The organism is Nocardia yamanashiensis NBRC 100130, assembly GCF_001613325.1.
In the GTDB taxonomy this organism is placed as follows: Bacteria; Actinomycetota; Actinomycetes; order Mycobacteriales; family Mycobacteriaceae; genus Nocardia; species Nocardia yamanashiensis.
On the sequence record NZ_BDCD01000002.1, the window covers coordinates 150,435 to 174,357 of the forward strand.

Sequence of the window (23,923 nt, forward strand, 5' to 3'; positions counted from 1 at the left end):
CATGACCGTCCCGCTGCACTCATGACCGTCGCACGCCCGGACGAGGTACGCCGTTTCAATCGCGCCAGTCTGCTGCGCCTGCTGCACGCCGGCGGCCCCGCCACCCGGGCCGCCCTGGCCACCGAGCTCGGCCTGAACCGTTCCACCATCAAAATGCTGGTGGACGGGCTGGCCGAGGCCGGACTGGTGGAGGAGAAGGTGCCGCGGCTGGCGCGCGGCGCGGGCCGTCCCTCGCTGCTGGTGCTGCCGCAGCCGCAGGCCGCGGTGGTGCTGGCGGTGGATGTGACGGCCGAACACGCCGGGATCGCGCTGGTCGGGTTCGGCGGGCAGATCCTGGGCCGCAACAGCTGGAATCTGCATGGGCGGCAACGGGAACCCGACGAGGTCATCACCCATGTCGCGGAATCGGCGGCGCTGCTGGCGGGGGATCTGGGGCTGCGGCCGGTGGCGGTGGGCGTGTCGGTGCCCGGTGTGGTGCGGCGCGCCGACGGGCTGGTGCACACCGCCGCCAATCTGGCCTGGGGTGATGTGGCGCTCGGGCAGCGTATGCGGGCGGTGCTGGGGGTTCCGGTGGTGGTCGGCAACGATGCCGAATTGGGTGCGCTCGCAGAGCATTTGCGCGGTGCGGGGCAGGGCGCGTCGGACGCGGTCTATGTGACGGCCGATATCGGCGTGGGCGGCGGGCTCATCGCGCAAGGCTCGCCGCTGCGCGGTTCCGCCGGATACCTCGGCGAGATCGGCCATATGACGGTGCGGCCCGGCGGTCGTCCCTGCCATTGCGGCAATATCGGCTGCTGGGAAACCGAGGTCGGCCAAGCCGCCCTGTGCCGCGCCCTCGGCCTGCCCGAACACGCCCCGCGCGGCGCGATCGTCGCCGAACTGCGTACCCGGCACGGCGATTGCACGCCCGAACTGGCCGACTACCTCGAATGGATGACCCTCGGCCTGGTCAATGTCGTGAACATCCTCGGCCCCGAACTCCTCGTCCTCGGCGACCTCTTCGCCGCCCTGCCCGATCCGGCCATCGCCCAGGTCGCCGACGAGGTCCGCCGCCGCAGCATGGTCAGCCGCGCCCTCGGCGGCATCCGCCTCGAGAAGTCCACCCTCGGCCCCGACCTGAAACTCCTCGGCGCAGCCGAAGCCGCCTTCGAAGACGTCCTCGGAATGCTCTGAGCCACAGCGGATTCGGATGAACCCCGGGCCGAGGCGCTAGGGCACGGATCCGGAGCCGCTTTTCCGATCCGGTGGACGGCGGTGCTGCCTTGGCCGGTGGTGGTTGAATTTCGGGTATGGAGCAGCTTCCCGAGGACTGGCAGCGTGGACTGATCATCGTCGCGCACCCTGACGACATCGAGTACGGGGCGGCCGCCGCGGTGGCTCGCTGGACGCGGCAGGGCAAGGACATTCGCTATCTGCTGGCCAGTCGCGGTGAAGCGGGTATTGCCGGGATGCCGCCTGCCGAGGCCGGGCCGCTGCGCGAGGCCGAGGAACTGGCCAGTGCCAAGATCGTTGGGGTGAGCGAGGTCGAATTCCTCGAGCATGCCGACGGCCGCATCGAGGAATCTCTGGGCCTGCGCCGCGATATCGCGGGCGCTATCCGCCGCCATCGCCCGGAAATGGTGGTGCTGTTCAACTTCGGGGACGTCTGGGCTCGCGGCTACGCCAACAGTGCCGACCATCGCGCTGTCGGGCGCGCCGCCCTGGATGCCGTCTCCGACGCCGGTAATGAGTGGATCCACCCCGAACTCGCCGATCTGCCCCCGCATTCGCCGCGCTGGGCCGCTGTCTACGGCGTCCCCGACGGCAGCCACGCGGTTGACGTCTCCGCCACCATGGACATCGCCGTCGAATCCCTCACCGCCCACCGCCGGTACCTCGAAGCCTTGAGTGACGAGCCCGTTGAGTCCCAGGCTCGCGCCGTCCTCGAAATGAGCGCCGGACCGAAGGAGGGCTTCGACGCTCCCAACGCGATCAGCTTCGAGCTGTACTACTTCAGCGCCTGACCTGCGAAACGCAACAACTGATCTCGCAAGATGCGGGTAACTCCCCGGGAACGCCCGAAATAGTCTCGGCTCCCAACCGCTGGCACGCGTCCCCAACAGCGAACGGCTCCCGGGCTGGGCGCTGAAGTCCCGGGGAGGCGGGGGAGTTAGCCTTCATGCGTGCGTGTAGCTGTGGTGGCCGGGCCTGATCCGGGACATGCCTTTCCGGCGATCGCGTTGTGCCTGCGGTTTCTTCAGGCGGGCGATGATCCGGTGCTGTTCACCAGTCCGCGCTGGTTCGACGCGGCGCGCGATGCCGGGATCGGGGTGCGGCGGCTGAAGGGGCTGGCGCCGCGGGCCGAGGACGATGACGCCGATGCGGGGGCGCGGATTCATCAACGCGCGGCGCATATTTCGACCGAGATCCTGCCCGATTTGAGCGCTATGCTCCCCGAGCTGGTCGTATCGGATGTGCTGACCGCCGGTGGCGGGATGGCGGCGGAGCGGCTCGGCGTGCCGTGGGTGGAGCTGTCCCCGCATCCGCTGTATCTCCAGTCGAAAGCCCTGCCGCCCATCGGAAGTGGGCTCGCGGCGGGGGAGGGCATGCGTGGCCGCGCCCGCGACTCCGTACTGCGTGGTCTGTCCTCGCGTGCCGTGCGGCGCGGCGAACTGCAACGTGAGCAGGCCCGGGTGAGCATCGGGCTGCCCGCCGAGGATCCCGGACCCGCCGCCCGGCTGGTAGCCACGCTCCCGGCGCTCGAGGTCCCGCGTCCCGACTGGCCGGACAACGCCCACCTGGTCGGCCCGCTGCTCTGGGAGCCCACCGATCACATCCTGGACCTGCCGCCCGGCGACGAGCCCCTGATCATGGTGGCCCCGTCGACCGCGCACACCGGCGTCACCGGCATGGCCGACCTCGTATTGGAAGCCCTCGAAGGCGCGAACGTCCGCGTCGCCGTCTCCACCCTCGACACCCCGCCCGCGCACCTGCCGCCCTGGGCCACAGCGGGTTTGGGCCGCCAGGACGAACTACTGCGCCACGCAGCCCTGGTGATCGGCGGCGGCGGTCACGGCCTGCTCGCCAAATCCCTGCTGTCCGGCGTCCCCATCATCACCGTCCCCGGCGGCGGCGACCAATGGGAACTGGCGAATCGCGCAGCCCGCCAAGGCAGTTCCCTCTTCATCCGCCCCCTCACCCCCGAAGCGGTCCGGGACGCGGTCTCCCGCATCCTCACCGAGAACTCCTTCACCACCGCCGCCCGCTCGGCCGCCGCCGGCGCGTCCGTGGTCTCCGACCCCATCCAGATCTGCCACGAAGCCCGAACCGCCACCCGGGCCGGCTGAACGAGTGGCACACCACCGCGGAGAATCCGGGCATATCCCCTCCCTCATGTGCCACTCGTGGGCTGATCACGCCGGTGGCGTAGGCTCGCGGCCGTGCGATTGACGGTGTTCCAGGAGCTGTTGCATGGCGAGTTCGGGACGGCGCGGGGTGATGCGCTGCTCGCCGATCATGTATTGCCTTCGATCGGGAAGACGGGGGCGGCCGCCATCGAGGCGGGGGTGGACCCGCGGGACGTGTGGCGGGCACTGTGCGCGGAATTCGATGTGCCGCAGTCGCGCTGGTGAATCAGGCGTTGCGGGCGTAGTGGCGGGCGGCCTTCGCGCGATTGCCGCAGGTGGCCATGGAATGCCAGCGGCGGGTGCCGTTCTTCGAGGTGTCGTGGAACCACAGCACGCAATTGGGGTGTGCGCACTGCTTGATCCGGTCGGGGGCGTCGGCCAGCAGTCGCAGCAGATTGTCGGCGGCCAGCCAGCCCGGTAGCCATTCCGGCTGCCGCACGTCGGGGGTGTCGGCGGGGCCGGTGGCGGTGAGGGTGCGCCGGATGCGGCCGTGGTCCAGGACGGCGTTCAGTTCGTCGCTGGACTCCCCGCGCACCGTGCGCAGAATCGCCTCGCGCGCGGTGACCACGGCGCGCAAGGTCTGCTCGTCCGCGGGCAGGGCGAGGTCGTTGTCGGCCAGCCAGGCGGCCAGTCCATCGGTGTCGATGAGCAGATCCTGGGGTCCCTCCGCCGTGATGTAGCGGGTGTTGAGCAGGTCCAGGGCGAGTGGTTCGCCGAGGTGAGGGCGTGGATCGGGCACGCCTGAGGGTAACCGTCGCGGGCTCGGCATCGGCGCAACGCCTCCTTTCTAACCTGTCAAATGCATTATGAAGGTTGACAGTCGTATCCGTGTGTGGGTAATTTCTAACCTGTCAAACAAACCGAATCGGTTATATCTTCCCCGTGGCCCGCATTCTGACGATGTGGACGGCGGCCGGGTTTGCGGCGGTGGACGACTCGACGATCCTGCGCAGGTGTGTCAGGTAGGGCCGCCGCAAAGCGGAATGCCTGCCGGAGAACCTTCTCCGGCAGGCATTTCCGTTGTTCCACCGGCTTCAGCCGACCAGTGCCGGACGCTGCGGCGCTTCCGGAGCGCCGGTGCGCGGGCGGCGCAACAGGGCGAACGAGACTAGGCCGAAGGCGATGCCGACCGCGCCCGCCACCGCCACGGCCGCGTCCAGGCCGCTCACGAAATCGGGCAGCGGCAGGGGCTGGGCGGTCCCCGCCACATCGCGGAACACGGTGCCCAGCACCGCGACTCCCAGTGCGATGCCGAGCTGACGGGCGGTGTTCACCGCACCGGCCGCGACACCGGACTGCCGGGGTTCCACGGCCGCCATGCCGGTGGAGACCAGGGCCGGGGCATTGACGCCGATGCCCGCGCCGATCACCACGAAACCGGGAACGATTGCCGCCCAGGAAGATCCGGCGTCGATGAAGGTGAGCAGCGCCGAACCCGCGCCGACCACCACCAAGCCCAGGCCGACCGTGTACGCGGCGGGCACCTCGTGCAGGAGGCGACCGGCCAGGCCCGACACCAGGAATGCGGTCAGCGCCATCGGCAGCATGGCCAGGCCGGCGCGCAGCGGCGACAGGTGCAGCTGCTGCTGCAACCACAGCGACAGCAGTGGAGAGGAGGCGAAGGCGGCGAAGGTCTGGCCGGACGCGTTCAGCAGGGTGCCGCTGAACACGCGATTGCGCAGCAGCGCGAGGGGGAACATCGGTGCGGCGCTGCGGGATTCGATCGCCACGAACACGGCGACGGCCAGCGCGCCCGCCGCCAGCGCGGTCAGCGCGCCACCGTCGCTCCAGCCGTGTTCACCGGCCCGGATGATGCCGAAGGTGACGCCGGTCGCGGCGGCCGCGAAGGCCAGCATGCCGGGCAGATCCACCTTGCTGCCCGCGTGCCGCGGCGAAGCCGGGAACACCAAGGCGGACAAGGTGATCGTCACCGCCGCGAGGGGCAGATTGACGAAGAAGATCCAGCGCCAGGACAGCAGATCGGTGAGCACGCCGCCGAGCACGGTGCCCAAACCCGCTGCCACACCGGCGATCGCGCCCCACGCGCCGAACGCCACCCCGCGATCGCGGCCGGTGTAGGTGGCATGCAACAGGGACAGGGTGGTCGCGAACATGGCCGCGCCGCCGATGCCCTGCGCGATCCGGGAGGCCACCAGAACGCTTGCGTCACCGGCCATTCCGCAGGCCAGCGAGGCGGCGGTGAAGACCGCCAGCCCGGCCAGATAGACCGGCTTCGCACCGACCCGGTCGGCGAGGGAGCCCAGCACCAGCAGCAGGGCCGCCAGCGCGAGGGCATAGCCGTCCACGATCCACTGCAGGCCGGACAGGCCGGTGCCGAGATCGACGGCGATATCGGGGAGCGCGACATTCACGATGGTGACGTCGATGAGCAGCATGAGCGTGCCCAGGCACGCCGCGAAGAGGGGAAGCCATTTCCGCATGGGAACCTCCGGCAGAGACGAACGATTTCGTCACCAAGCGTGGAGGTCGCGCTCGGATCTACATAGCCGTAGCGCCGATTGCGGTAGATTCCTCCTATGGTCGGAGAAATCGACGCGAATTCCGCCATCATGGATGTGCTCGACAAACAGATCGTGCACGGCCTGGTCGTCGACGCGCGCATCCCGTTCGCCCGGCTCGGGGCCATTCTCGGCGTCTCCGAACAGACCGTGGCGCGGCGCTACCGGTCGCTGCGGCAGCGCGGCATCGTGCACGTGTCGGGGCAGGTGAACATGACACCGCTCGGACAGGCGCGCTGGATGCTGCGCATCCGGACCACCCCGGCGCGAGCGGTCGCATTGGCCGAATCGCTTGCGCGGCAACCGGATCTGAGCTGGGTGTCGCTGCTGTCCACCGGCTTCGAGGTGACCTGCGTGGGGCGGCCGCGCTCGGTGGAACGGCGCGACGAACTGCTGCTGCGCCTGATCCCGAACGCCGGGCAGGTGCAGGGCATGAACGTCTACGAGGTGATGCGGGCGTTCCCGGGCGCGGAGGAATGGCCGCGCTACGGCAGCCTGCTCAGCCCGGAACAGGTGGCCGAACTCGGGCCGCCGCGGCCGCGCCGGGACGGGCCGGAATCGGCGGGCGCGGTCACGCTGACCCGGGAAGACGAGGCCATGCTGACCCTGCTGGCGCGGGACGGGCGCGCGCCCTACGCGCAACTCGCCGCCGCCACCGGCTGGAGCGCCACCCGTGTCGCCCGGCGCATGCAGGAACTCGTCGCGGCCGGGGTGCTGTACTTCGACCTCGATTTCGCCTTGGAGCGCATGGGATTCCGCACCCGCGGCATGCTGTGGCTGCGGGTGCGGCCCGCGCGGCTGGAAGCGGTGGGGACGGCGGTGTCGAATCATCCCGAAGTGGCGTTCGTGGGCGCGACCACCGGCACCGCGAACCTCATCGTGTCGGTGGAATGTACCGATATCTCGCACCTGTACCGCTATGTGACCGAGAGCCTCGGAACCCTCGACGGGATCGACGAGGTGGAGGTGACCATGGCGCTGCGGGTGTTCAAACAGCAGCAGACGTTGCTGTCGAATCGGCCGACGGTCGGGCGCTGACCCGGAATTGCCGTGCGCCGGCCGGGTCGGCCCGCGTGTCGGAGGGCGCGTCGCTTGCCTCGAACACGTGTTCGTTTATGCTCGTCGTCGGAACTTGTCGGTGCGGCCCTCTAACGTGGGCGCCAACCACAGCACGAGACACACCCGTCGAGAAGGGGAACCAGCGATGGCACCACAGGCTTTCGATCGCGACAAGGCGCTCGAACTGGCATTGGCGCAGGTCGAGAAGAGCTTCGGCAAGGGCGCCGTGATGCGCCTCGGCGAAGAGGCCCGCCAGCCCATTTCGGTCATTCCGACCGGCTCCATCGCGCTCGACGTGGCGCTCGGCCTCGGCGGCCTGCCGCGCGGCCGCGTCGTCGAGATCTACGGTCCGGAATCCTCCGGTAAGACCACCGTCGCCCTGCACGCCGTCGCGAACGCGCAGGCCGCCGGCGGTGTCGCCGCCTTCATCGACGCCGAGCACGCGCTCGACCCGGACTACGCCCGCAAGCTCGGCGTGGACACCGACGCGCTGCTGGTCTCGCAGCCCGACACCGGTGAGCAGGCGCTCGAAATCGCCGACATGCTGGTGCGTTCCGGCGCCATCGACATCATCGTCATCGACTCCGTGGCCGCCCTGGTGCCGCGCGCGGAAATCGAAGGCGAGATGGGTGACAGCCACGTCGGTCTGCAGGCCCGCCTGATGAGCCAGGCGCTGCGCAAGATGACCTCGGCGCTCAACAACTCCGGCACCACCGCCATCTTCATCAACCAGCTGCGCGAGAAGATCGGCGTCATGTTCGGTTCGCCCGAGACCACGACCGGTGGTAAGGCGCTGAAGTTCTACGCCTCCGTGCGCCTGGACGTGCGCCGCATCGAGACCCTGAAGGACGGTTCCGACGCGGTCGGCAACCGCACCCGCGTCAAGGTCGTCAAGAACAAGGTCTCCCCGCCGTTCAAGCAGGCCGAGTTCGACATCCTCTACGGCGTCGGCATCTCCAAGGAGGGGTCGATCATCGATATGGGTGTCGATCAGGGCTTCATCCGCAAGTCCGGGTCCTGGTACACCTACGAGGGCGACCAGCTCGGCCAGGGCAAGGAGAACGCCCGCAAGTTCCTGCTGGAGAACACCGACGTGCGCGACGAGATCGAGAAGAAGATCAAGGAAAAGCTCGGCATCGGCGCCGATGTCACCGCCGACGCCGGAGCCGCCGACTTCTAACCGATGACCGATCGGGAAACCGCAGGGCCCCGGCAGGATCCGCCGGGGCCCGCCCCCAAACTCGAGGCCGTCGAACGCCTCCGCCGCCAACTCGACGCCCTGGAGTCGAAGTCTCGCCGCCGCACCGAGCCCCGCGCTCCGCGCAGTTCGACCCGCGGCGCCGATTCGACTCAGCTGTTCGGCTCGGACCCGTACGCCAAGGCCGCCTACGACTCCCACCCGAACTCCTACGAACCCCGCAACAGCTGGTCTACCGCCGACCCCTACGCGAACCCGTCCCGCGACACCTGGTCGACTCAGCCCGCCGACCATGGAACCGCCACTCGCGATAGCTACGGCACCCGATACGGCGACGCTTTCGAATCGAACGACGCCGACGAGACCGCGCCGGACGATTCGTACGAGGATCCGCCCAGCACACTCCGCCGCCGCCGGACCGCCACACCCGCTTCCGGCGACAGCGCCGACTCCGCCACCGAACCCGACGGCGACGCCGAGTCCGCCGAACCACCTACGAAACCCGTTCGCGCCCAACGCAATGCGACGCGAACCCAGCGCACCACCTCACCCGACCAGAGCCGGTCGACATGGGGTCGGCGGCGGGAGGAAGCGCCGCCGACCCCCACCGGCGGCGCGGACGATCACGAGACGTCGGTGGATGGCGAGTCGCGCCTGGCCCGCCGTGGACGCAGCTCCGACGCGACATCGCGGGATGGTGCGGATGACCCCGCATCGCATCTGGCGGAGCGCGAATCGGACAGCGCTGCCGACGATTTCCCTTCGCGTCCCGGCCGGAGTCGCCGTGGTGGCGGGGCTCGCCGCGGCTACGGGGCATATGCCGAGGGGCGAACCGCGGAACAGTCCGACGAGACAGCCGATGAGACAGGGCGCGAGTCCGGCCGTCGTACGCGCGGCAGGAGCGGACGGCGCGGATATCGTGCGGGCGGTGGCGAATCCGGCGAGACCGGGCTGCCCGGAGGCGGGACCGAAGCGCAGGCCAAGGAGGTTTGCCTGCGGTTGCTGACCGATCGTGCGCGTAGCCGTTCGGAGCTGGCTACCAAGCTGGCCGACAGAGGGTATTCGGAGGCGGTGGCGAACAAGGTGCTGGATCGGCTCACCGAGGTGGGGCTGATCGATGACGCCGCTTTCGCGCAGCAGTGGGTGCAGTCCCGGCATACCTTTTCCGGTAAAGGCAAGCGGGCGTTGGCGCAGGAGTTGCGGCGCAAAGGGGTGGGGCAGGAGGAGGCCGAGGAAGCCCTGTCCGCCATTACCTCTGATGACGAGCAGGAGCGGGCCGCGGATCTGGTCCGGCGTAAGTTGCGTTCGTTGCCGCGGGATCTGGACCGGGAGAAGGCGATTCGCCGCTTGGTCGGGATGCTGGCTCGTCGCGGCTACAACTCGGGCACCGCGTACGCGGTCGTGAAAGCCGAACTCGCGGCCGTCGGCGACGACCTCGATCGCGGCGCTTTCGACTGACGAAGAGACGCTGTCCGGCATGGCGAATGCCGCGGTCAGGGCCGAGCTCGCGGGGCCGGGAACTACCTCGCGGGGCGAGGGAACTACCTCGCGGGGCCGGGAACTACTCGGCCGCTTCCGAACTCGACTGGGCGCGCGATGCACGTGGGCCGCTGTTCGATCGAGTCGGTTGATCGCGCCTGCGGGACCGGAAGCGGGTGATCGGGTTGCGGCGGCCGGTGGTGGTGAACCAGTGGGCGAGGTCGTCGATTACGGCGGGGCAGACGTGGTTGGGCTTTTCCAGGTCGGCCGGGGTGGAGGGGGCGTTGCCGGGGTAGAACATGTGGTCGGCGGCCGGGTGGAGGCGGATCGAGACTTCGGGTCTGTCGGCCAGGGCCGCTTGCCAATTGGGGAGGTCGGCTTCGGCGGTGACCTGGTAGTCGCGGCCGCCTTGCAGGATGAGGGTGGGTTTGTGGAGGGCGGCGGCGGTGGCCACCTGGTCGTAGGTGCGGAGGTCGAGCCAGTAGGAGGCGGGGAGGCCGAACAGTAGGTCGGCGGGCGGGGTGCCGGGGGAGAGGGCAGGGTTTGCGGTCAGTTCGGCGGCGCGGGTGACGGCGGCGAGGGATTCGGTGCGATCGTGGTGGGGGTCCTGTGCCGCCAGGTATTCGAAGACGCGGACGGCGGACTGCGGCAGGGGGACGGTGTCGCCCGCGAGGATGGCCATACCGGCTATGGACGGTTCGGCGGCGACGATGCGCGGGACCGCCTTGCCGCCGCCGCTGTGGCCCAGGACGAAGATGCGATGCGCGTCGATGCGCGATTCCCGTTGCAGCAGTTCGACGGCCGCGAGGTTGGCGGGGAGGTATTCCTCGACCATGGTGAAGCCGTCGCGGCTGTTCAGTTCCGGGTGCACGAAATTGACCTTGTCGAAGCGCAATACGGCGATGCCGCGGCTGGCCAGACCCCAGGCGAGATCCTTGAACGGCTTGTTCGGTCCGAAGGATACGTCGCGGTCCATCGCACCGGAGGACACCAGGATCACTGCCGGGCGGCGGCCCCGGCGCGTGGGCAGGGTGAGCGTGCCGGGGACGGCGCGGTCGCCGGAGCCGAGCGTGACGTCCCGTTCCCGGAAACGGCGTGCGACCGCGTAACCCGGTGCCGCCCAAGCCGATCCGGCCGGTGGTGCGAGCCGGAAGCCGTGCAGCGCCCCCGCGGTGTCGACCGAGAATCGCACCTCGATCGCGCCCCGTTCGCCCGTTACCGGAACCTTCACCAGCGTCAGTTCGCCGTCCAGGGGTTCGGTGACCGCCGGTCCGACCGCGCCGATCCCGCCGATCCGGCCGACCTCGGTGGTCCAGCCGACCCGCACCGCAGCGGGCGAGGCCGCCGCGCTCAGCTCGGGCGAGAACAGTCCCGCCAATTCGTCGAACCGCTCGGCACGCAACAGGTCCAGCACGCCGGCCGCGGCGGTTATCGGATCAATTCGCGTCGTCATGGCGACCCCCGTCTGCTCGAATTCGCGACCATTCTCGCGTAATGAGAACGGTATCAGTGTGTGAGAACATTGACCAGTGGATGCCCTCGAACTGATCGCCCACCCGGCCCGCCTGCGCATCGTGCACGCCCTGCGCGGCGACCGCGCGCTCACCACCGCCGACCTGTGCGCCCTGCTGCCGGATATTTCCAAGGCCACCGTGTATCGCCATGTCGAGGCCCTGGCCACGGCCGGAATTCTGGAGGTCGCACAGGAACGCCGGGTGCGGGGTGCGGTCGAGCGCCACTACCGGCTGCGTGCCGAACGCGCGGCCGTCGATGACGAGACGGCGGCCGGTGCGAGCCCGGACGACCATCGCCGCATCTTCGCGACCGCCATGGCCGTGCTGATCGCCGAATACAACGCGTACTTGGACCGTGCGGACGCCGACCCGGTCCGCGATCTCGTCGGCTATCGCCAGCACGCCGTCTGGCTCGATCCCGGTGAACTGGCGGAGTTCCTCGCCGACCTGCGCCGGGTGATCCTGCCCCGTCTGGCCAATCAGCCCACTCCGGACCGCACCCGCTATCTGCTGAGCCCCATCCATTTCCCCGCCGAAGCGGCTACCGACTCTTCGGACTGACCGCATCGATCAGGAATCGAGAAGCATTGTTCGCGGACCGGTAACTAGCGTTCTTCTCAATTGCCCGATCGGCGCATTGCCAGGGCCGGAGCATTCGAGAGGGGTTTCGATGAACTGGAGTACGCGAATCCGCCGGGCGCACCGATGGCTGGCCATTGTTTTCGCCGCGAGCGTGGTCGTCACGATCGTCGCCCTGGCGCTGTCCGGCCCGGTCTGGTTCTCCTATCTGCCGCTGCCGTTCCTGGCCTTGCTGCTGTTCTCGGGCCTGTACCTGCTGGTCCGGTCGTACACGAAACCGGCCACCGCGTCGGCGTCCCCGCTCCGGCGCACGCATCGCTGGTCCGGTGTCGTGTTCACGCTGACCGTCGTCGCGACCTTCATCGCGCTGGCGCTGCCGGATCCGCTGATCTGGGTGTCCTATCTGCCGCTGTTCCCGCTCGCGTTGTTGCTGGGCACCGGCCTCTACATGTTCTTCCGCTCGAAGCCCGACCGCTCGGCTGCCAGAATCGGAACATGGACCGTGTCGTCGCAGCGGCCTTGACCGACCTGAACCGGGTCTTCGCGAGCTATCCGCGCCGCCCGGTCCTGGACCGCTGCCCGCATTGCGGCCCGCCCGTGCCGGTCGACGAATTCGATCTGTTCTCGCTCACGCTGAAACTGGGCAACACCATCGGCACTCGCTCCGATGTGAAGGCCTTACTGCCGATGCTGCTCGAATGCCTGGTCAATTCCATGGAATTGGATGCCGACCTGGTGCTGGCCAAACTGCCCCAGGAGGATTGGCGGAGCTGGCCGGACGGGGAACAGCGCGCCATCGAAGGCTACTGCGACGCGGTCTGGTCGGCTCTGCTGCGCGAATTCCCCTCTCGTCTGGGCGCTTTCGCGCTGGCCGAGGACTTCCTCCGCTCGGTCGCGGTGGCGGGCATCGCCCCGGACGGCTTCCTCGCGGCTTGGGACGCCCGCACGGACAGCGCCGCGGACCGGCATCTGGCGGCGCTGGTCTCCGGTTCGCTCCCGCAGGATCGATCGGCGTCCGCGGTCCGGGCCTGGCTGGCCCGGGACACGGTGCGGCAGCGCCTGTTCCATGCTTACGAACGCGATCACGAACTGCCGTGGGCCGGCGATCTCGCCCTCGCGCACGATATCGCCGGCTTCTGGTGAACGATCCCGCTACCGCGCCGCCCCCGCGGCGTCGAGCGCGGCGAGATAGCCGAACACCAGCGCGGGACCGATCGTCGCGCCCGGACCGGCATACGTGTACCCCATGACCGGCGAGCTGGTATTGCCCGCGGCATAAAGCCCTTCGATCACCGACCCGTCCGCGCGCAGGGCACGGGCATGGATATCGGTGTCGATACCGCCCTTGGTGCCGAGATCCCCGGGAACCATGCGAGCCGCATAGAACGGCGGCTTGGTCAGTTCGCCGAGACTGGGATTGGGCTTGTTCGCGAGATCGCCGTAGTAGTGGTCGTACGCGCTCTCACCGCGCCCGAAATCGGGATCGCTGCCGCCGCGCGCGTGACCGTTGAACCGGCTGACCGTGGCCTCGAGCGCCGCAGCGGGAATACCGATCCGCTCGGCCAGTTCGGTCAGCGTGCCCGCGGTCGTGATCGCGCCGGAGCGCACCCACGATCGCGGAAGACGTTGCCGGGGAGGCACTCCCGCGAAGACGTACCGATTGCGATAGGTCTGGTCGAAGATCAGCCACGCGGGCAGGTTCTCGGCCGGCCCGTCGCCGATGCCGTGCTCGCCGCCGAACATCCGATGCGTGGCCTCGACGTAGGGTAGCGATTCGTTCATGAACCGCACGCCACGGTCGTTCACGATGAGGCTGCGCGGGAGCGACCGTTCGGACAGCGCGAACCACGGGCCCTTGGGCATCGGAATGGACGGCGCCCACCAGGCATCGGACATGAAAGACACCGTGGCGCCGACCCTTTGGGCCGCAGTTATGCCATCGCCGGTATTGGTGGGCGCACCCAGGCTCAGATCGGCGGTCACCGGTTCGCGATGGTATTTCGTGCGCATCTCGGGATTGTGATCGAACCCGCCACTGGCCAGCACCACACCGCGTCGAGCTCGCAGGGTGGAGCGAATACCGTTGTGCTCCAACACGATCCCGCTGACCCGCCCGCCTTCGGTGACCAGCTCGATCATCCCGGTGTCCAACCGCACCGGCACTCCCGCCGCCCGCACGCCCAGCATGAGCGGCCCCATGAGTGCCGACCCCAGCCCGAGCAGCTTCTGCCCGCGAATCCGGCCCAGCGCCGTCCGCATGCCGACTCGCAGCATCGTGCGCGGCCCCCGCCAATTCCGCAATCCGGTGCTCATCCAGCGATATTCGCCCTGCTTGAACACCACCCCCGCCGGCCCTTCGGCGTACGGCGGATGCAACGTCTCGAGATCGGCCCCCAATGCCCGGCCGTCGAACGGCAGCGGTTCACACGACCGCCCACCGGCCCGCCCGCCCGGCGCTTCGGGGAGATAGTCCGAATACCCTTGCACCCATTCGAGTTTCAGCGGCGAATGGGCGAGCAGGAACTCCAGTGCTTCCGGCCCGCGATCGAGATAGGCGTCGATCCGCTCGGATGCCACCTCCGTGCCGATGATCGCCGCCAGATACCGCCGCGCCTCCTCGATATCGTCGGCCGGCGCTTCCCGCCGCAGCACCGAATTCCCCGGAATCCACACCCCGCCACCGGATCGCGCCGAGGATCCGCCCCAGTACCGCGACTTTTCCACGATGACCGTGGACAGCCCGTGCCGGGCCGCGGTGATCGCCGCCGCCATCCCGGCCGCCCCCGACCCCACCACGATCAGATCGAAGATTTCGTCATTGCCGTTGTCGTACCGCATTTTTCATCACTCCGATGTTCTGTTGCCGCCCGATCGCCGCCGCGATCAGTCCCGCCAGCGCGCCCCGCGCACCGCGTCCACCGCGCCTTCGACGCACACCCGCAGCGAGGCCCCCGGCTGATCGGGCCGCCGCAGCCATTGCAGATAGCCGAATTCGGCCGCGGCCAGCATGAGATGCACCAGCAGCCCGGGATTGCTGTCGGCCTCGGGATCGCGCGACATGCGCTGCGCGACCAGCTCGACCAGGCGTTCCCGATGCTCGGCGGTGACCAGCGCGACCCGATCCAGCAGATGCGGCGCGGTCCGGAAAGCGGCCCGCCACTGCTCGAGATCCGCGGGCGTGAGCGTCGCCGACCGCGTCAGAATCGCCTGTGCGAGCGCGATATCCGCGGGCTCGTCACACGGCCGCTCCTCCAGCAGCAGCGCCAGCCCGGCCCCGCCCTCACGCACCGGATCCAGCAGCAGATCCTCCTTGCTGCGCACATGCCGGAAATAGGTGCTCGCCGACACCCCCGCCGCGGCCGCGATCTGCTCGGTGGTCACCTCGTCGAATCCGCTCCGCGCGAACAGCTCGAACGCCGCCCGCTGGATCTCCGCCCGGATCTGCCGCCGCTGTCGTTCCCGCAGTGACATGGACACTCCCTCTCGTAATACGAACGCGCCGAGCCGTTCTCGCGGCACCACAGCGCTTGTGGAGAGTGTCTATCTATGTGACAGTTACTGTCAAGAAGAAATGCACACGCGATCGCGGCCCGCGGGGCGGCGGGTTACGGAGGTGCCGAAACGCCCGCCCCGGGCGCGATCGATGCGAATATCAGCGCGAGCGGAAGACCTCGCCGAGCCACGGCGCACGCCGGTGATGTGGCCGAATCCGGTCGGACCAGCGCGGATTGGATTCGTCACGGCGGTAGACCGCGATCCGGCCCGCCATGGAATAGCGCAAGTGGGTGGCCTTGCCGACCACTTCACCGTCGGTGGCGAGCGCTTCCGGCGCGGGCAATTGCACTGCCAGCTCGGGCATCTGGCGTTCCCCGTACACCCGGCTGTGCCCGATCGCCGCCAGCAGCATCGCCACCACCGCGCGGGTTCGCGACCAGCGCAGATCGGCGCGCAGCCAGCGTACGTCCAGCAGCCCGGAATCGAGCCGGTCGCGGAACGCGGGCACCGCGCCGTGCGGGTGGTACGGGCCGTTGCCGACGAACAGGAACCACACCCGCTGCCAGCGCCCGTCCAGGGAGATCTCGACCGGTTCGGCCCGCCGCAGCGTCACCACCAGCGCGGCGGCGAAAGCGGGCCACTTGCCCCACCGCTGCTGCCACTTCTCGCGCAACTGCACCAGATCCGGGTAGGTGCCGAGGCTGGAGGTATTGATGAGATGCCGCACGCGCGAACCGGTTCCGTCGTCGAACTCCACGCACGCGATATCGACGGACACGGCTTCGCCCGCCCCGGTCGCATCGACCACCTCTTGCAGGTCGTACACCCCGAGATCGCGCGCGAAATGGTTCAGCGTCCCGGTCGGCACCACCACCAGCGGCAATTCGTGCCGCAGGGCCACCGCCGCGACCGCCGCCACGGTGCCGTCGCCGCCCGCGACGCCGACGGCCAGGACGGGTTCGGCCGGATCGGCGAGCAACCCCTCGAGCTGATCGGCCACATCGATATCCGGCCGCGTCCGCAATACGGTCGCGGCGGGCAGCGCGGCCGCGATATCGAAGGTCGGATCGTAATTCGGGTCCCCGGACACCGGATTCACCATGACCAGCAGCCCTTTGCCGTCCGGCATGGCGGGTGCTTCCAGCGCGAGCCGCGCCAGCGCCTCATCCGATTCCCGCACCGGCCACCAGCGCCGGGTGGCGAGCGCGACCCCGGATCCGACCGCCGCCCCGACCAGCACATCGGAGGTCCAGTGCGCGCCGGTGTGCACCCGCGAATAGGCGACCGTGGCCGCCAGCGGCGCGATAGCCAAAGCGGTACGCGGACTTTCGAGCGCCACCGCGGTCGCGAACGCCGCCGCGCACGCCGCATGCCCGGACGGGAACGACGACGAGGTCGGCACCGGCACCAGCTGCCGGTAGGCGGGCAGCACCTCCGCCGCCGGCCGCCGCCGCGCCACCAGCGATTTCAGCCCGGCGTTCACGACCAGGCTCGCGCCCCCGACCGACGCCACCCCGCGCATGGCCGCCCGCCGCGTAGTCCCCTTGTTCGCGGCCAGCACCCCCGCGATGACCAGCCACAACGCACTGTAATTCGCGCTCTCGGTGAGCCGCAGCAGCCCCCGATCGACCACCGAGGGGGGCAGTCCGCCCACCCCGCGTTCGATCGCCCGATCGAATCGCCCGACCCGCTGAAACTTCCGCCGTACCCAGCCACTCACCAGATCGACCCTACCGACATTCCCGCCGATGCCAACCGCCCCAGCGGCTTTCGCCCCGCCCGGGAAACGACGAATGGCACACCGGCGCGAAGCTGTTTCCAGTCTTGCGCCGATGTGCCATTCGATCTCCGATCTGCCGCGGGGCCGTCGATCAGGTGCGTGCGGGCGTCAGGCGCTGCCGTCGTTGGCGGTGACCACGTTCATACCGGGCGGCGGCGGCACATTGCCCGCCGGAACCACCGTGCGCCCACCGCGTTTGCGGGTGCGCAGCCAGCGTTCCACCACGGTCGCGAACACGCTCAGCGCGTAGTTCAGGGCGATCATGATGATCGCGATCACCAGCAGCGCCGGGATGGTGTTCTGCTCGGCCGCACCGAGCTGCTTACCGGCGCGGACCACTTCGGGATAGGTGATCGCATAGCCGAGCGCGGAGTCCTTGAGCGCCACCACCATCTGCGAGATCAGCGCCGGGAGCATGGCGGTGACGGCCTGCGGGAGCAGGATGAGCCGCATCAGCTGGCCCTTGCGCATGCCCAGGGCCACCGCTGCTTCGGATTGGCCGCGCGGGAGCGAGCGGATGCCCGAGCGCACGATCTCGGCGATGACCGAGCCGTTGTAGATGGTCAGCGCCGTCACCACGGCCGCCAGCGCGAGCTGTTCGGACGGGAAGACGTTGTACTGGGCGTAGATCGCGAAGAGGAAGATCATCAGGATCAGCACGGGAATCGCCCGCGCCACTTCCACGATGGTGCCCGCCACCGCCCGCACCACCCGGTGCTCGGACAGCCGCAGAATGCCGAAGATCATGCCGATCACCAGCGCCAGCACGATCGACAGCACCGCCGCGACCACCGTGCCGCGCAGGCCGGGCAGCAGGTAGGTGGTCCAGATCTGCCCTTCCAGGAACGGCTTCCACTTCTCGGCGGTGAACTGTCCCTTCTCGTCCAGGCCGTGGTAGAGGAACCAGCCGACGGCCAGCACCGCCGCCAGCACCAGCACCGTGTAGAGCCGGTACCGCAGTTTCGCCTTGGGCCCGGGGGCGTCGTAGAGAACCGAAGCCGTGCTCATCGCGCCACCTCGTATCGTTTGGCCAGCCAGCCGAACAGCAGACCGGTGGGCAGCGTCAGGATCACGAAGCCGGCCGCGAAGATGGCGCCGATGGCCAGCGGCATGGCCTCGTTCTCGGTCATGGTGTCCATCAGCAGCGCGGCCTCGGCCACGCCGATCACCGAGGCCACCGTGGAGTTCTTCGTCAGGGCGATGAACACGCTGCCGAGCGGGCCGATGACGGCGCGAAACGCCTGCGGCAGCACCACCATCCGCAGATTCTGGCCGAAGGTCAGGCCCAGTGAGCGGCCCGCCTCGGACTGGCCCAGCGGCACCGTATTGATGCCCGAGCGCAGCGATTCACACACGAAAGCCGCCGTGTAGACGCTCAATCCGATGACCGCGAACCGGAAGTTGTTCTCCGCCAGGTCGTTCGGTCCGGCGGGCGCTAGCCTAAGGCCCAGCGTCTGGTAGAGCCCCAGCGAGCAGAAGACGATGATCAGCGTCAGCGGGGTATTGCGGAAGATCGTGACGTACATCGTGCCGACCCACCGCGCGACGGGCACCGGCGAGACCCGCATGGCGGCCACGATCGTGCCCAGGATCAGCGCCAGCAGCCCCGAATACAGCGTCAGTTTGATGGTCACCCAGAACGCGTCGAGCAACTGGGTGTGATAGTTCGAAAGCAAGTCGGTCACGGTGAACGCGTCCCTCCGATCGAAAAGCGAAGCGCGCCGGGGCCTGTCGGACCCGGCGCGCGACGTCAGCTCAGTAGCGGTCCACCGTCGGCGGCGCGGGGACGGCGAAGCCCGTGCCGGCGAAGTTCTTCTCCAGCGCGGCCTTCCAGGCGCCGGAGGTGATCATGGCCTCGATGGCGTCATTGATCTTGCCGCGCGATTCGGAATCGCCCTTCTTCACGCCGATGCCGTACTTCTCGGTGGAGAACGGCGCGCCGACGACCTTCAGCGCGCCCGGCGACTGCGCCGCGTAACCGCGCAGGATGATGTCGTCGGTGGTGACCGCGTCCACGGAACCGGACTTCAGCGCCTCCACGCACAGCGAGTAGGTGTCGTACTCCTGGAGCTGAACTTCCTTGGCGTACTTGTCCTTCACGTTCTGCGCCGGGGTGGAGCCCTTCACCGAGCACAGCTTCTTGTTGCCGGTCAGCGATTCCACGCCGGTGATGTCGGCATTATCCGAACGCACCAGCAGCGACTGACCGGTCTGGAAGTACGGGCCCGCGAAATCGACCTTCTCCTTGCGCTTGTCGGTGATCGAGTAGGTGGCGACGATGAAATCGACCTGCCCGTTCTGGATCAGCGTCTCGCGCTGCCCCGACGGCGACTCCTTGAACACGATGGCGTCCGGCTTCACGCCCAGCTTCTCGCCCACGTACTTCGCGACGTCCACGTCGAAACCGCTGTAGGAGCCGTCCTTGTTGCGTAGGCCCAGGCCCGGCTGATCGAACTTGATGCCGACCGTCAGCTTGCCGTCGGCGGCGTGCTCGCTGGCGGTCTTGTCGCTGCCGCCGCCACAGCCGCTGGCCACGACCGCGAGCGCGACCGCTCCGACAGCGACGCGCAGCGCCTTGTTGAACCTCATCGAAAGTCCCTCTTCTCTCGTGAAAAATCGAATGTCAGTGGCTGAGGATCTTGCCGAGGAAGTCCTTGGCGCGATCGGATTTCGGGGCGGTGAAGAAGGCGTCCGGGTCGGTGTCCTCGACGATCTGGCCGTCCGCCATGAACAGCACCCGATTGCCGGCCCGGCGTGCGAAACCCATCTCGTGGGTGACCACGACCATCGTCATACCGTCCTTGGCGAGCTGCACCATCACCTCGAGCACCTCGGACACCATCTCCGGGTCGAGCGCGGAGGTGGGCTCGTCGAACAGCATCACCTTCGGATTCATGGCGAGGGCGCGGGCGATCGCCACGCGTTGCTGCTGCCCGCCGGACAGCTGGGCCGGATACTTGTCCGCCTGATTCGCGATACCGACCCGCTCCAGCAGTTTCATCGCCTCTTCGCGGGCCTTGGCCTTGTCGAGCTTGCGCACCTTCACGGGGGCGAGCATGACGTTCTCGACGATCGTCTTGTGCGCGAAGAGATTGAAGGACTGGAACACCATGCCCACATCCGCGCGCAATTTCGCCAGGGCCTTGCCTTCGGCGGGGAGGGTCACCCCGTCGATGGCGATCTCTCCGGAATCGATGGTCTCCAACCGGTTGATGGTGCGGCACAGGGTCGACTTGCCGGATCCGGACGGTCCCACCACGATCACGACCTGCCCTCGGGGCACTTCGAGATTGATGTCACGCAGAACGTGCAGCGAGCCGAAGTGCTTGTCCACATTCCGCATCGAGATCATCGGCGCGGATTTGTCCATGGATACGGCAGCGTCGGTCATGACCAGTGAACTTAGCCGCACCGTGCCCGAAATGCTCGTCTTTGGCCGCTCCGGGCATCACTGTGCCGTCACTCGACACCCGCTCGTAACCGGGGATTGACGCGGCGGAGATCGCCGAGACCCAGGTCACGCGGAGCCGATGGGGTGGATGGGCGCTACGGGGCAGCCATTACCCTGGTTGGGTGAATTCGTCAGGGCAGGTTTCAGCACGTAGCTACGAGGTCCGCACCTACGGCTGTCAGATGAACGTGCACGACTCCGAACGACTGTCGGGCCTGCTCGAGGACGCCGGATACACCCGCGCCGAGCCCGGCGCGACCGCCGACCTGGTCGTCTTCAATACCTGCGCGGTGCGCGAGAACGCCGACAACAAGCTCTACGGCACGCTCGGGCATCTCGCGCCGATCAAGGCGGAACGGCCCGGCATGCAGATCGCGGTCGGCGGCTGCCTGGCGCAGAAGGATCGCGACACCGTGGTCAAGAAGGCGCCGTGGGTGGACGTCGTCTTCGGCACCCACAACATCGGCTCGCTGCCGGTGCTGCTGGAACGGGCGCGGCACAACGAGCAGGCGCAGGTCGAGATCATCGAGGCGCTCGAGGCGTTCCCGTCCACCCTCCCCGCGAAGCGCGAATCCGCGTACGCCGGCTGGGTGTCGATCTCGGTGGGCTGCAACAACACCTGCACCTTCTGCATCGTGCCGTCGCTGCGCGGCAAGGAAGTCGACCGCCGGCCCGGTGACGTGCTCGCCGAAGTGCAGGCGCTGGTCGAGCAGGGCGTCAGCGAGGTGACGCTGCTCGGGCAGAACGTGAACTCCTACGGTGTCTCCTTCGCCGACCCGAACGAGGAACGCGATCGCGGCGCCTTCGCGAAACTCCTGCGGGCGTGCGGGAATATCGAAGGGCTCGAACGGGTCCGCTTCACCTCCCCGCATCCGGCCGAATTCACCGACGACGTCATCGAGGCGATGGCGCAGACGCCGAACGTCTGCCCGCAGCTGCACATGCCGCTGCAGTCCGGTTCCGATCGCGTCCTGAAGGCGATGCGCCGCTCCTACCGCAGCGCGAAATTCCTCGGCATCATCGAGAAGGTGCGCGCGGCCATGCCGCACGCGGCGATCACCACCGACATCATCGTCGGCTTCCCCGGCGAGACCGAGGAGGATTTCCAGGCGACGCTCGACGTGGTCCGGCAGGCGCGGTTCACCAGCGCCTTCACCTTCCAATACTCCATCCGCCCCGGCACTCCCGCGGCGACGATGCCCGATCAGCTGCCGAAGGCGGTCGTGCAGGAACGCTACGACCGGCTCATCGCGCTCCAGGAGCAGGTGTCCCTGGAAGGGAATCAGGCGCTCATCGGGACGACCGTCGAACTCCTCGTCGCCGAGGGCGCGGGCAAGAAGAACGCCGCGACCGCGCGCATGTCCGGCCGCGCCCGCGACGGCCGCCTCGTGCACTTCCGCCCGCCCGCCGACCTGGCTCCCGGCAGCGAGATCCGCCCCGGCGACGTCATCACCATCGATGTCACCGGCGCGGCCCCGCACTACCTCATCGCAGACGGGGCGGTCCTGTCCCACCGCCGTACTCGCGCGGGCGACGCGCACGAGAAGGGGATCACCCCGAAGACCGCCCCGATCGGCGTCGGCCTCGGCCTGCCGAGCATCGGCGTCCCGACCCCCGCCCCCGTCGCCGCCGGTTGCGACGTAGGCTGCGGGGCATGAGCGATCCGGACAACGTAGATCGCGCACGCCCCGGCGAGGAATCGCCGAATCCGCGTGCCGCTCATACACCCGCCCCGGCCGGCGACCCCGGCGCGGCCGATTCACCCACCGCGCCTGGCGAATCCGGCGCGGCCGAGGCGACGGCGGCCGAGGCGTCCGGCGCGAACCCCGCCCGGGGCCGCGACGCCGACCCCGAAGAGATTGCGGCGCAAGACGATACGGAGCGCGACCCGGCGACTCCCGAGGCGAACGAGGAGAGCATGAAGGCGGCCGAGCACGACAGTCAGGACTTCGAGCAGTTCCGCACCGAGCTCGAGGCCGTGGAGCGGAAGATCGCCGGGGAGATCGATCCGGGCGTGCGCGCCATGGTCGTCGCCGGATCGGTCTTCGTCCTCCTCCTCTCGCTCGTCCTCCCGCACGCCGGCACCGCGCGCGGCTTCGACGTCCTCCTCTACGACGCCGCCGCCCAGACCGAGCACATCGGCCTCCCCTCGCGCGTCTTCGAATGGTTCGTCGTCGTCTTCGGTATCGGCTTCTCCCTCGCGGCCCTGATCACGCGCCGCTGGGCCCTCGCCTGGATCGCCGTCGCCGGCTCCGCGATCGCGAGCGTCTTCGGCGTCTTCTCGATCTGGCACCGCCAGACCCCCGGCCTCGGCAACTACGAAGGCGCGGGCCCCGGCGTAGGCCTGATCCTCGCGACGATCGCCGTCATGGTCCTCACCTTCCACTGGATCCGCGTCGTCTGGAGCCGCACCGCCGTCCACCTCGCCGCCGAGGAACAGCGCCGCATCAACGCCGCCAAAGCCGAAGAAGCCGACCGCAAGAAGCTCTTCGGCGACAAGTAACCGCTCCAAAAGCTGACCTTGGTACCTCACCGTGGGGAATCCGGACGAATTCCACGGTGGTGTACCAAGGTCGACTTATTTGCCGGTGGCGAATTCGCGGCCTAGGACGTAGGCGGCGAGGAGGTCGTACTCTTCGGCGTCGATGCCGTCGTCGATCGGGACGGCGACGCGGACCGTCCCCTCCTCCTCGCCGACGAAGAGGGCGGGGTCGTTGCAGTCCGCGAAACCGATCGCGTCGATTCCGGCCCGGGCCGCGCCGCCGCACCAGCCATGGTCGGCGACAACGAGATCGGGCGCCGGCTCGCCCGCCTCGTTCAGGGCGGAGAGGGCTAGGAGGATCGGGGCGGGGGAGTGGGTATGGATCGAACCGCCCGCGTCCGCCGCCGTATGCACGCCGCGGAAGAAGTCGATCTCGAGGCGCTGATGGCCGTACTTCGTGAAGCCCTCGTAGGTCCGGCCCACCCCGGCCTCGAGAACCGTGCCCCCGGCCTCGGCGAGCGCCGCCGCGAAATGCCGGTAGAGCCGGGCGAGCGTACGCGGATGACCGGTCGCGAACAGCACCCGCTGCTTCTCCCGGAGCGCGGTGTCGAACCGGGCGGCGTAGCGGTCGAGCGCGTCGGCGGTCAATTCCGGATCGATCGTGTCCACGCCGAATCGGTAGTTCAGGCGCGGGTTCACGCCGACCTTCCGGACCATCAGATCCAGGATCGTGTCCGGGGTCCAGTGCCTACCGGGATCCAGCCCGAAGAGGTAGTGCGGATCCCGCGCGGCGAGACGCCGGAAATGCTCGAGGTTGTTCTCGCGCGGCGTTGCTACCCGCCCCGCCATTCCGGTCGCGAGCAGATGCGCGATCAAGGTTTCCCGGCTCGGTCCCATGCATCGACATTAACCGCGATCGCCGGTACGCGTCGGCGGTCCGATTGCGCCGCAAGCAAACTCGCGGGCCGCCTACCGCGGCGG

The 23,923-nt window shown here is 68.8% G+C and carries 22 protein-coding genes and 1 pseudogene; 12 read left to right on the top strand and 11 right to left on the bottom strand.

Translation table 11 applies throughout. From position 1 onward, the window contains the following. The first annotated feature begins 21 nt into the window (after positions 1–21). The 4 genes from NY1_RS00750 (at position 22) to NY1_RS00765 (ending at position 3,611) form a co-directional block, all read left to right on the top strand. Positions 22–1,173: an ROK family transcriptional regulator gene (locus NY1_RS00750; RefSeq protein ID WP_067706630.1), complete on the top strand. Its 1,152-nt coding sequence runs from the start codon at positions 22–24 to the stop codon at positions 1,171–1,173. A 116-nt stretch (positions 1,174–1,289) separates the two neighbouring features. After that, positions 1,290–2,003: a PIG-L deacetylase family protein gene (locus NY1_RS00755; protein ID WP_067706633.1), complete on the top strand. Its 714-nt coding sequence runs from the start codon at positions 1,290–1,292 to the stop codon at positions 2,001–2,003. 159 nt (positions 2,004–2,162) lie between these two features. Continuing rightward, positions 2,163–3,326, top strand: coding sequence for a glycosyltransferase (locus NY1_RS00760; protein ID WP_067706636.1), 1,164 nt, complete (start codon positions 2,163–2,165; stop codon positions 3,324–3,326). Between the two features lie 93 nt (positions 3,327–3,419). Beyond that, on the top strand, positions 3,420–3,611 hold the full coding sequence (locus NY1_RS00765) for a DUF3046 domain-containing protein (protein WP_067706639.1): 192 nt from the start codon (positions 3,420–3,422) through the stop codon (positions 3,609–3,611). Position 3,612: 1 nt separating this feature from the next. Here NY1_RS00765 and NY1_RS00770 read toward each other — a convergent pair whose 3' ends face one another. Together NY1_RS00770 and NY1_RS00775 are read right to left on the bottom strand one after the other, a co-directional pair. Beyond that, positions 3,613–4,125 carry a CGNR zinc finger domain-containing protein gene (locus tag NY1_RS00770; RefSeq protein ID WP_067706641.1) on the bottom strand — a complete coding sequence of 171 codons (513 nt, stop codon included), beginning with the start codon at positions 4,123–4,125 and terminating at the stop codon, positions 3,613–3,615. Between the two features lie 295 nt (positions 4,126–4,420). Beyond that, entirely contained in the window at positions 4,421–5,827 is a 1,407-nt protein-coding gene (locus NY1_RS00775) for an MFS transporter (protein ID WP_067706645.1), read from the bottom strand. 96 nt (positions 5,828–5,923) lie between these two features. Here NY1_RS00775 and NY1_RS00780 point away from each other — a divergent pair, with 96 nt between their 5' ends. From NY1_RS00780 to recX, 3 genes and pseudogenes are all read left to right on the top strand, one after another. Then, the gene (locus tag NY1_RS00780) at positions 5,924–6,943 is read left to right on the top strand and encodes an Lrp/AsnC family transcriptional regulator (RefSeq protein WP_067706648.1); all 1,020 of its coding nucleotides are present in this window, start codon (positions 5,924–5,926) and stop codon (positions 6,941–6,943) included. Between the two features lie 166 nt (positions 6,944–7,109). Beyond that, positions 7,110–8,144, top strand: coding sequence for a recombinase RecA (recA, locus tag NY1_RS00785; protein ID WP_067706651.1), 1,035 nt, complete (start codon positions 7,110–7,112; stop codon positions 8,142–8,144). 939 nt (positions 8,145–9,083) lie between these two features. Continuing rightward, a pseudogene (recX, locus tag NY1_RS45520) lies at positions 9,084–9,620 on the top strand (recombination regulator RecX); the annotation flags it as partial. 103 nt (positions 9,621–9,723) lie between these two features. On the opposite strand, the gene NY1_RS00795 reads toward recX, so the two are convergent. Further along, on the bottom strand, positions 9,724–11,094 hold the full coding sequence (locus tag NY1_RS00795; protein ID WP_067706654.1) for an alpha/beta hydrolase: 1,371 nt from the start codon (positions 11,092–11,094) through the stop codon (positions 9,724–9,726). Positions 11,095–11,170: 76 nt separating this feature from the next. Between NY1_RS00795 and NY1_RS00800 the strand changes: the two genes are divergently transcribed. The 3 genes from NY1_RS00800 (at position 11,171) to NY1_RS00810 (ending at position 12,877) form a co-directional block, all read left to right on the top strand. Beyond that, a complete protein-coding gene (locus tag NY1_RS00800) occupies positions 11,171–11,716 on the top strand; it encodes a helix-turn-helix domain-containing protein (RefSeq protein WP_067706657.1) in 546 nt (181 codons plus the stop codon). 109 nt (positions 11,717–11,825) lie between these two features. Next, positions 11,826–12,257 (top strand): hypothetical protein, encoded by a 432-nt coding sequence (locus tag NY1_RS44345; RefSeq protein WP_233434154.1) that lies wholly within the window; start codon positions 11,826–11,828, stop codon positions 12,255–12,257. Next, on the top strand, positions 12,230–12,877 hold the full coding sequence (locus NY1_RS00810; RefSeq protein WP_067706661.1) for a hypothetical protein: 648 nt from the start codon (positions 12,230–12,232) through the stop codon (positions 12,875–12,877). The genes NY1_RS44345 and NY1_RS00810 overlap by 28 nt, the downstream gene beginning before the upstream one ends. A gap of 9 nt (positions 12,878–12,886) precedes the next feature. Here the strand turns inward: NY1_RS00810 and kstD are convergent, their stop codons facing one another. The 7 genes from kstD to NY1_RS00845 all read right to left on the bottom strand — a co-directional run bounded on the left by kstD (position 12,887) and on the right by NY1_RS00845 (position 20,361). Continuing rightward, positions 12,887–14,572, bottom strand: a complete 1,686-nt coding sequence (gene kstD, locus NY1_RS00815; protein ID WP_067706664.1) for a 3-oxosteroid 1-dehydrogenase — start codon at positions 14,570–14,572, stop codon at positions 12,887–12,889. 45 nt (positions 14,573–14,617) lie between these two features. Then, the gene (locus NY1_RS00820; RefSeq protein ID WP_067707742.1) at positions 14,618–15,205 is read right to left on the bottom strand and encodes a TetR/AcrR family transcriptional regulator; all 588 of its coding nucleotides are present in this window, start codon (positions 15,203–15,205) and stop codon (positions 14,618–14,620) included. A 181-nt stretch (positions 15,206–15,386) separates the two neighbouring features. Further along, complete coding sequence (locus NY1_RS00825) at positions 15,387–16,949, bottom strand: bifunctional phosphatase PAP2/diacylglycerol kinase family protein (RefSeq protein ID WP_084534498.1); 1,563 nt, start codon at positions 16,947–16,949, stop codon at positions 15,387–15,389. A gap of 168 nt (positions 16,950–17,117) precedes the next feature. Further along, the gene (locus NY1_RS00830) at positions 17,118–18,017 is read right to left on the bottom strand and encodes an amino acid ABC transporter permease (RefSeq protein ID WP_067706669.1); all 900 of its coding nucleotides are present in this window, start codon (positions 18,015–18,017) and stop codon (positions 17,118–17,120) included. Next, positions 18,014–18,694 (bottom strand): amino acid ABC transporter permease, encoded by a 681-nt coding sequence (locus tag NY1_RS00835; RefSeq protein WP_067706672.1) that lies wholly within the window; start codon positions 18,692–18,694, stop codon positions 18,014–18,016. The genes NY1_RS00830 and NY1_RS00835 overlap by 4 nt, the downstream gene beginning before the upstream one ends. A gap of 70 nt (positions 18,695–18,764) precedes the next feature. Beyond that, positions 18,765–19,598, bottom strand: a complete 834-nt coding sequence (locus NY1_RS00840; protein ID WP_067706676.1) for a glutamate ABC transporter substrate-binding protein — start codon at positions 19,596–19,598, stop codon at positions 18,765–18,767. A 34-nt stretch (positions 19,599–19,632) separates the two neighbouring features. Beyond that, entirely contained in the window at positions 19,633–20,361 is a 729-nt protein-coding gene (locus NY1_RS00845; RefSeq protein ID WP_067707743.1) for an amino acid ABC transporter ATP-binding protein, read from the bottom strand. A gap of 281 nt (positions 20,362–20,642) precedes the next feature. Here NY1_RS00845 and miaB point away from each other — a divergent pair, with 281 nt between their 5' ends. Then, a complete protein-coding gene (gene miaB / locus NY1_RS00850; RefSeq protein WP_218028291.1) occupies positions 20,643–22,118 on the top strand; it encodes a tRNA (N6-isopentenyl adenosine(37)-C2)-methylthiotransferase MiaB in 1,476 nt (491 codons plus the stop codon). Between the two features lie 260 nt (positions 22,119–22,378). Next, entirely contained in the window at positions 22,379–22,963 is a 585-nt protein-coding gene (locus tag NY1_RS00855) for an Rv2732c family membrane protein (RefSeq protein ID WP_067707744.1), read from the top strand. Between the two features lie 75 nt (positions 22,964–23,038). Here the strand turns inward: NY1_RS00855 and NY1_RS00860 are convergent, their stop codons facing one another. Further along, complete coding sequence (locus tag NY1_RS00860; RefSeq protein WP_067706682.1) at positions 23,039–23,839, bottom strand: phosphatase; 801 nt, start codon at positions 23,837–23,839, stop codon at positions 23,039–23,041. Between the last annotated feature and the right edge of the window lie 84 nt (positions 23,840–23,923).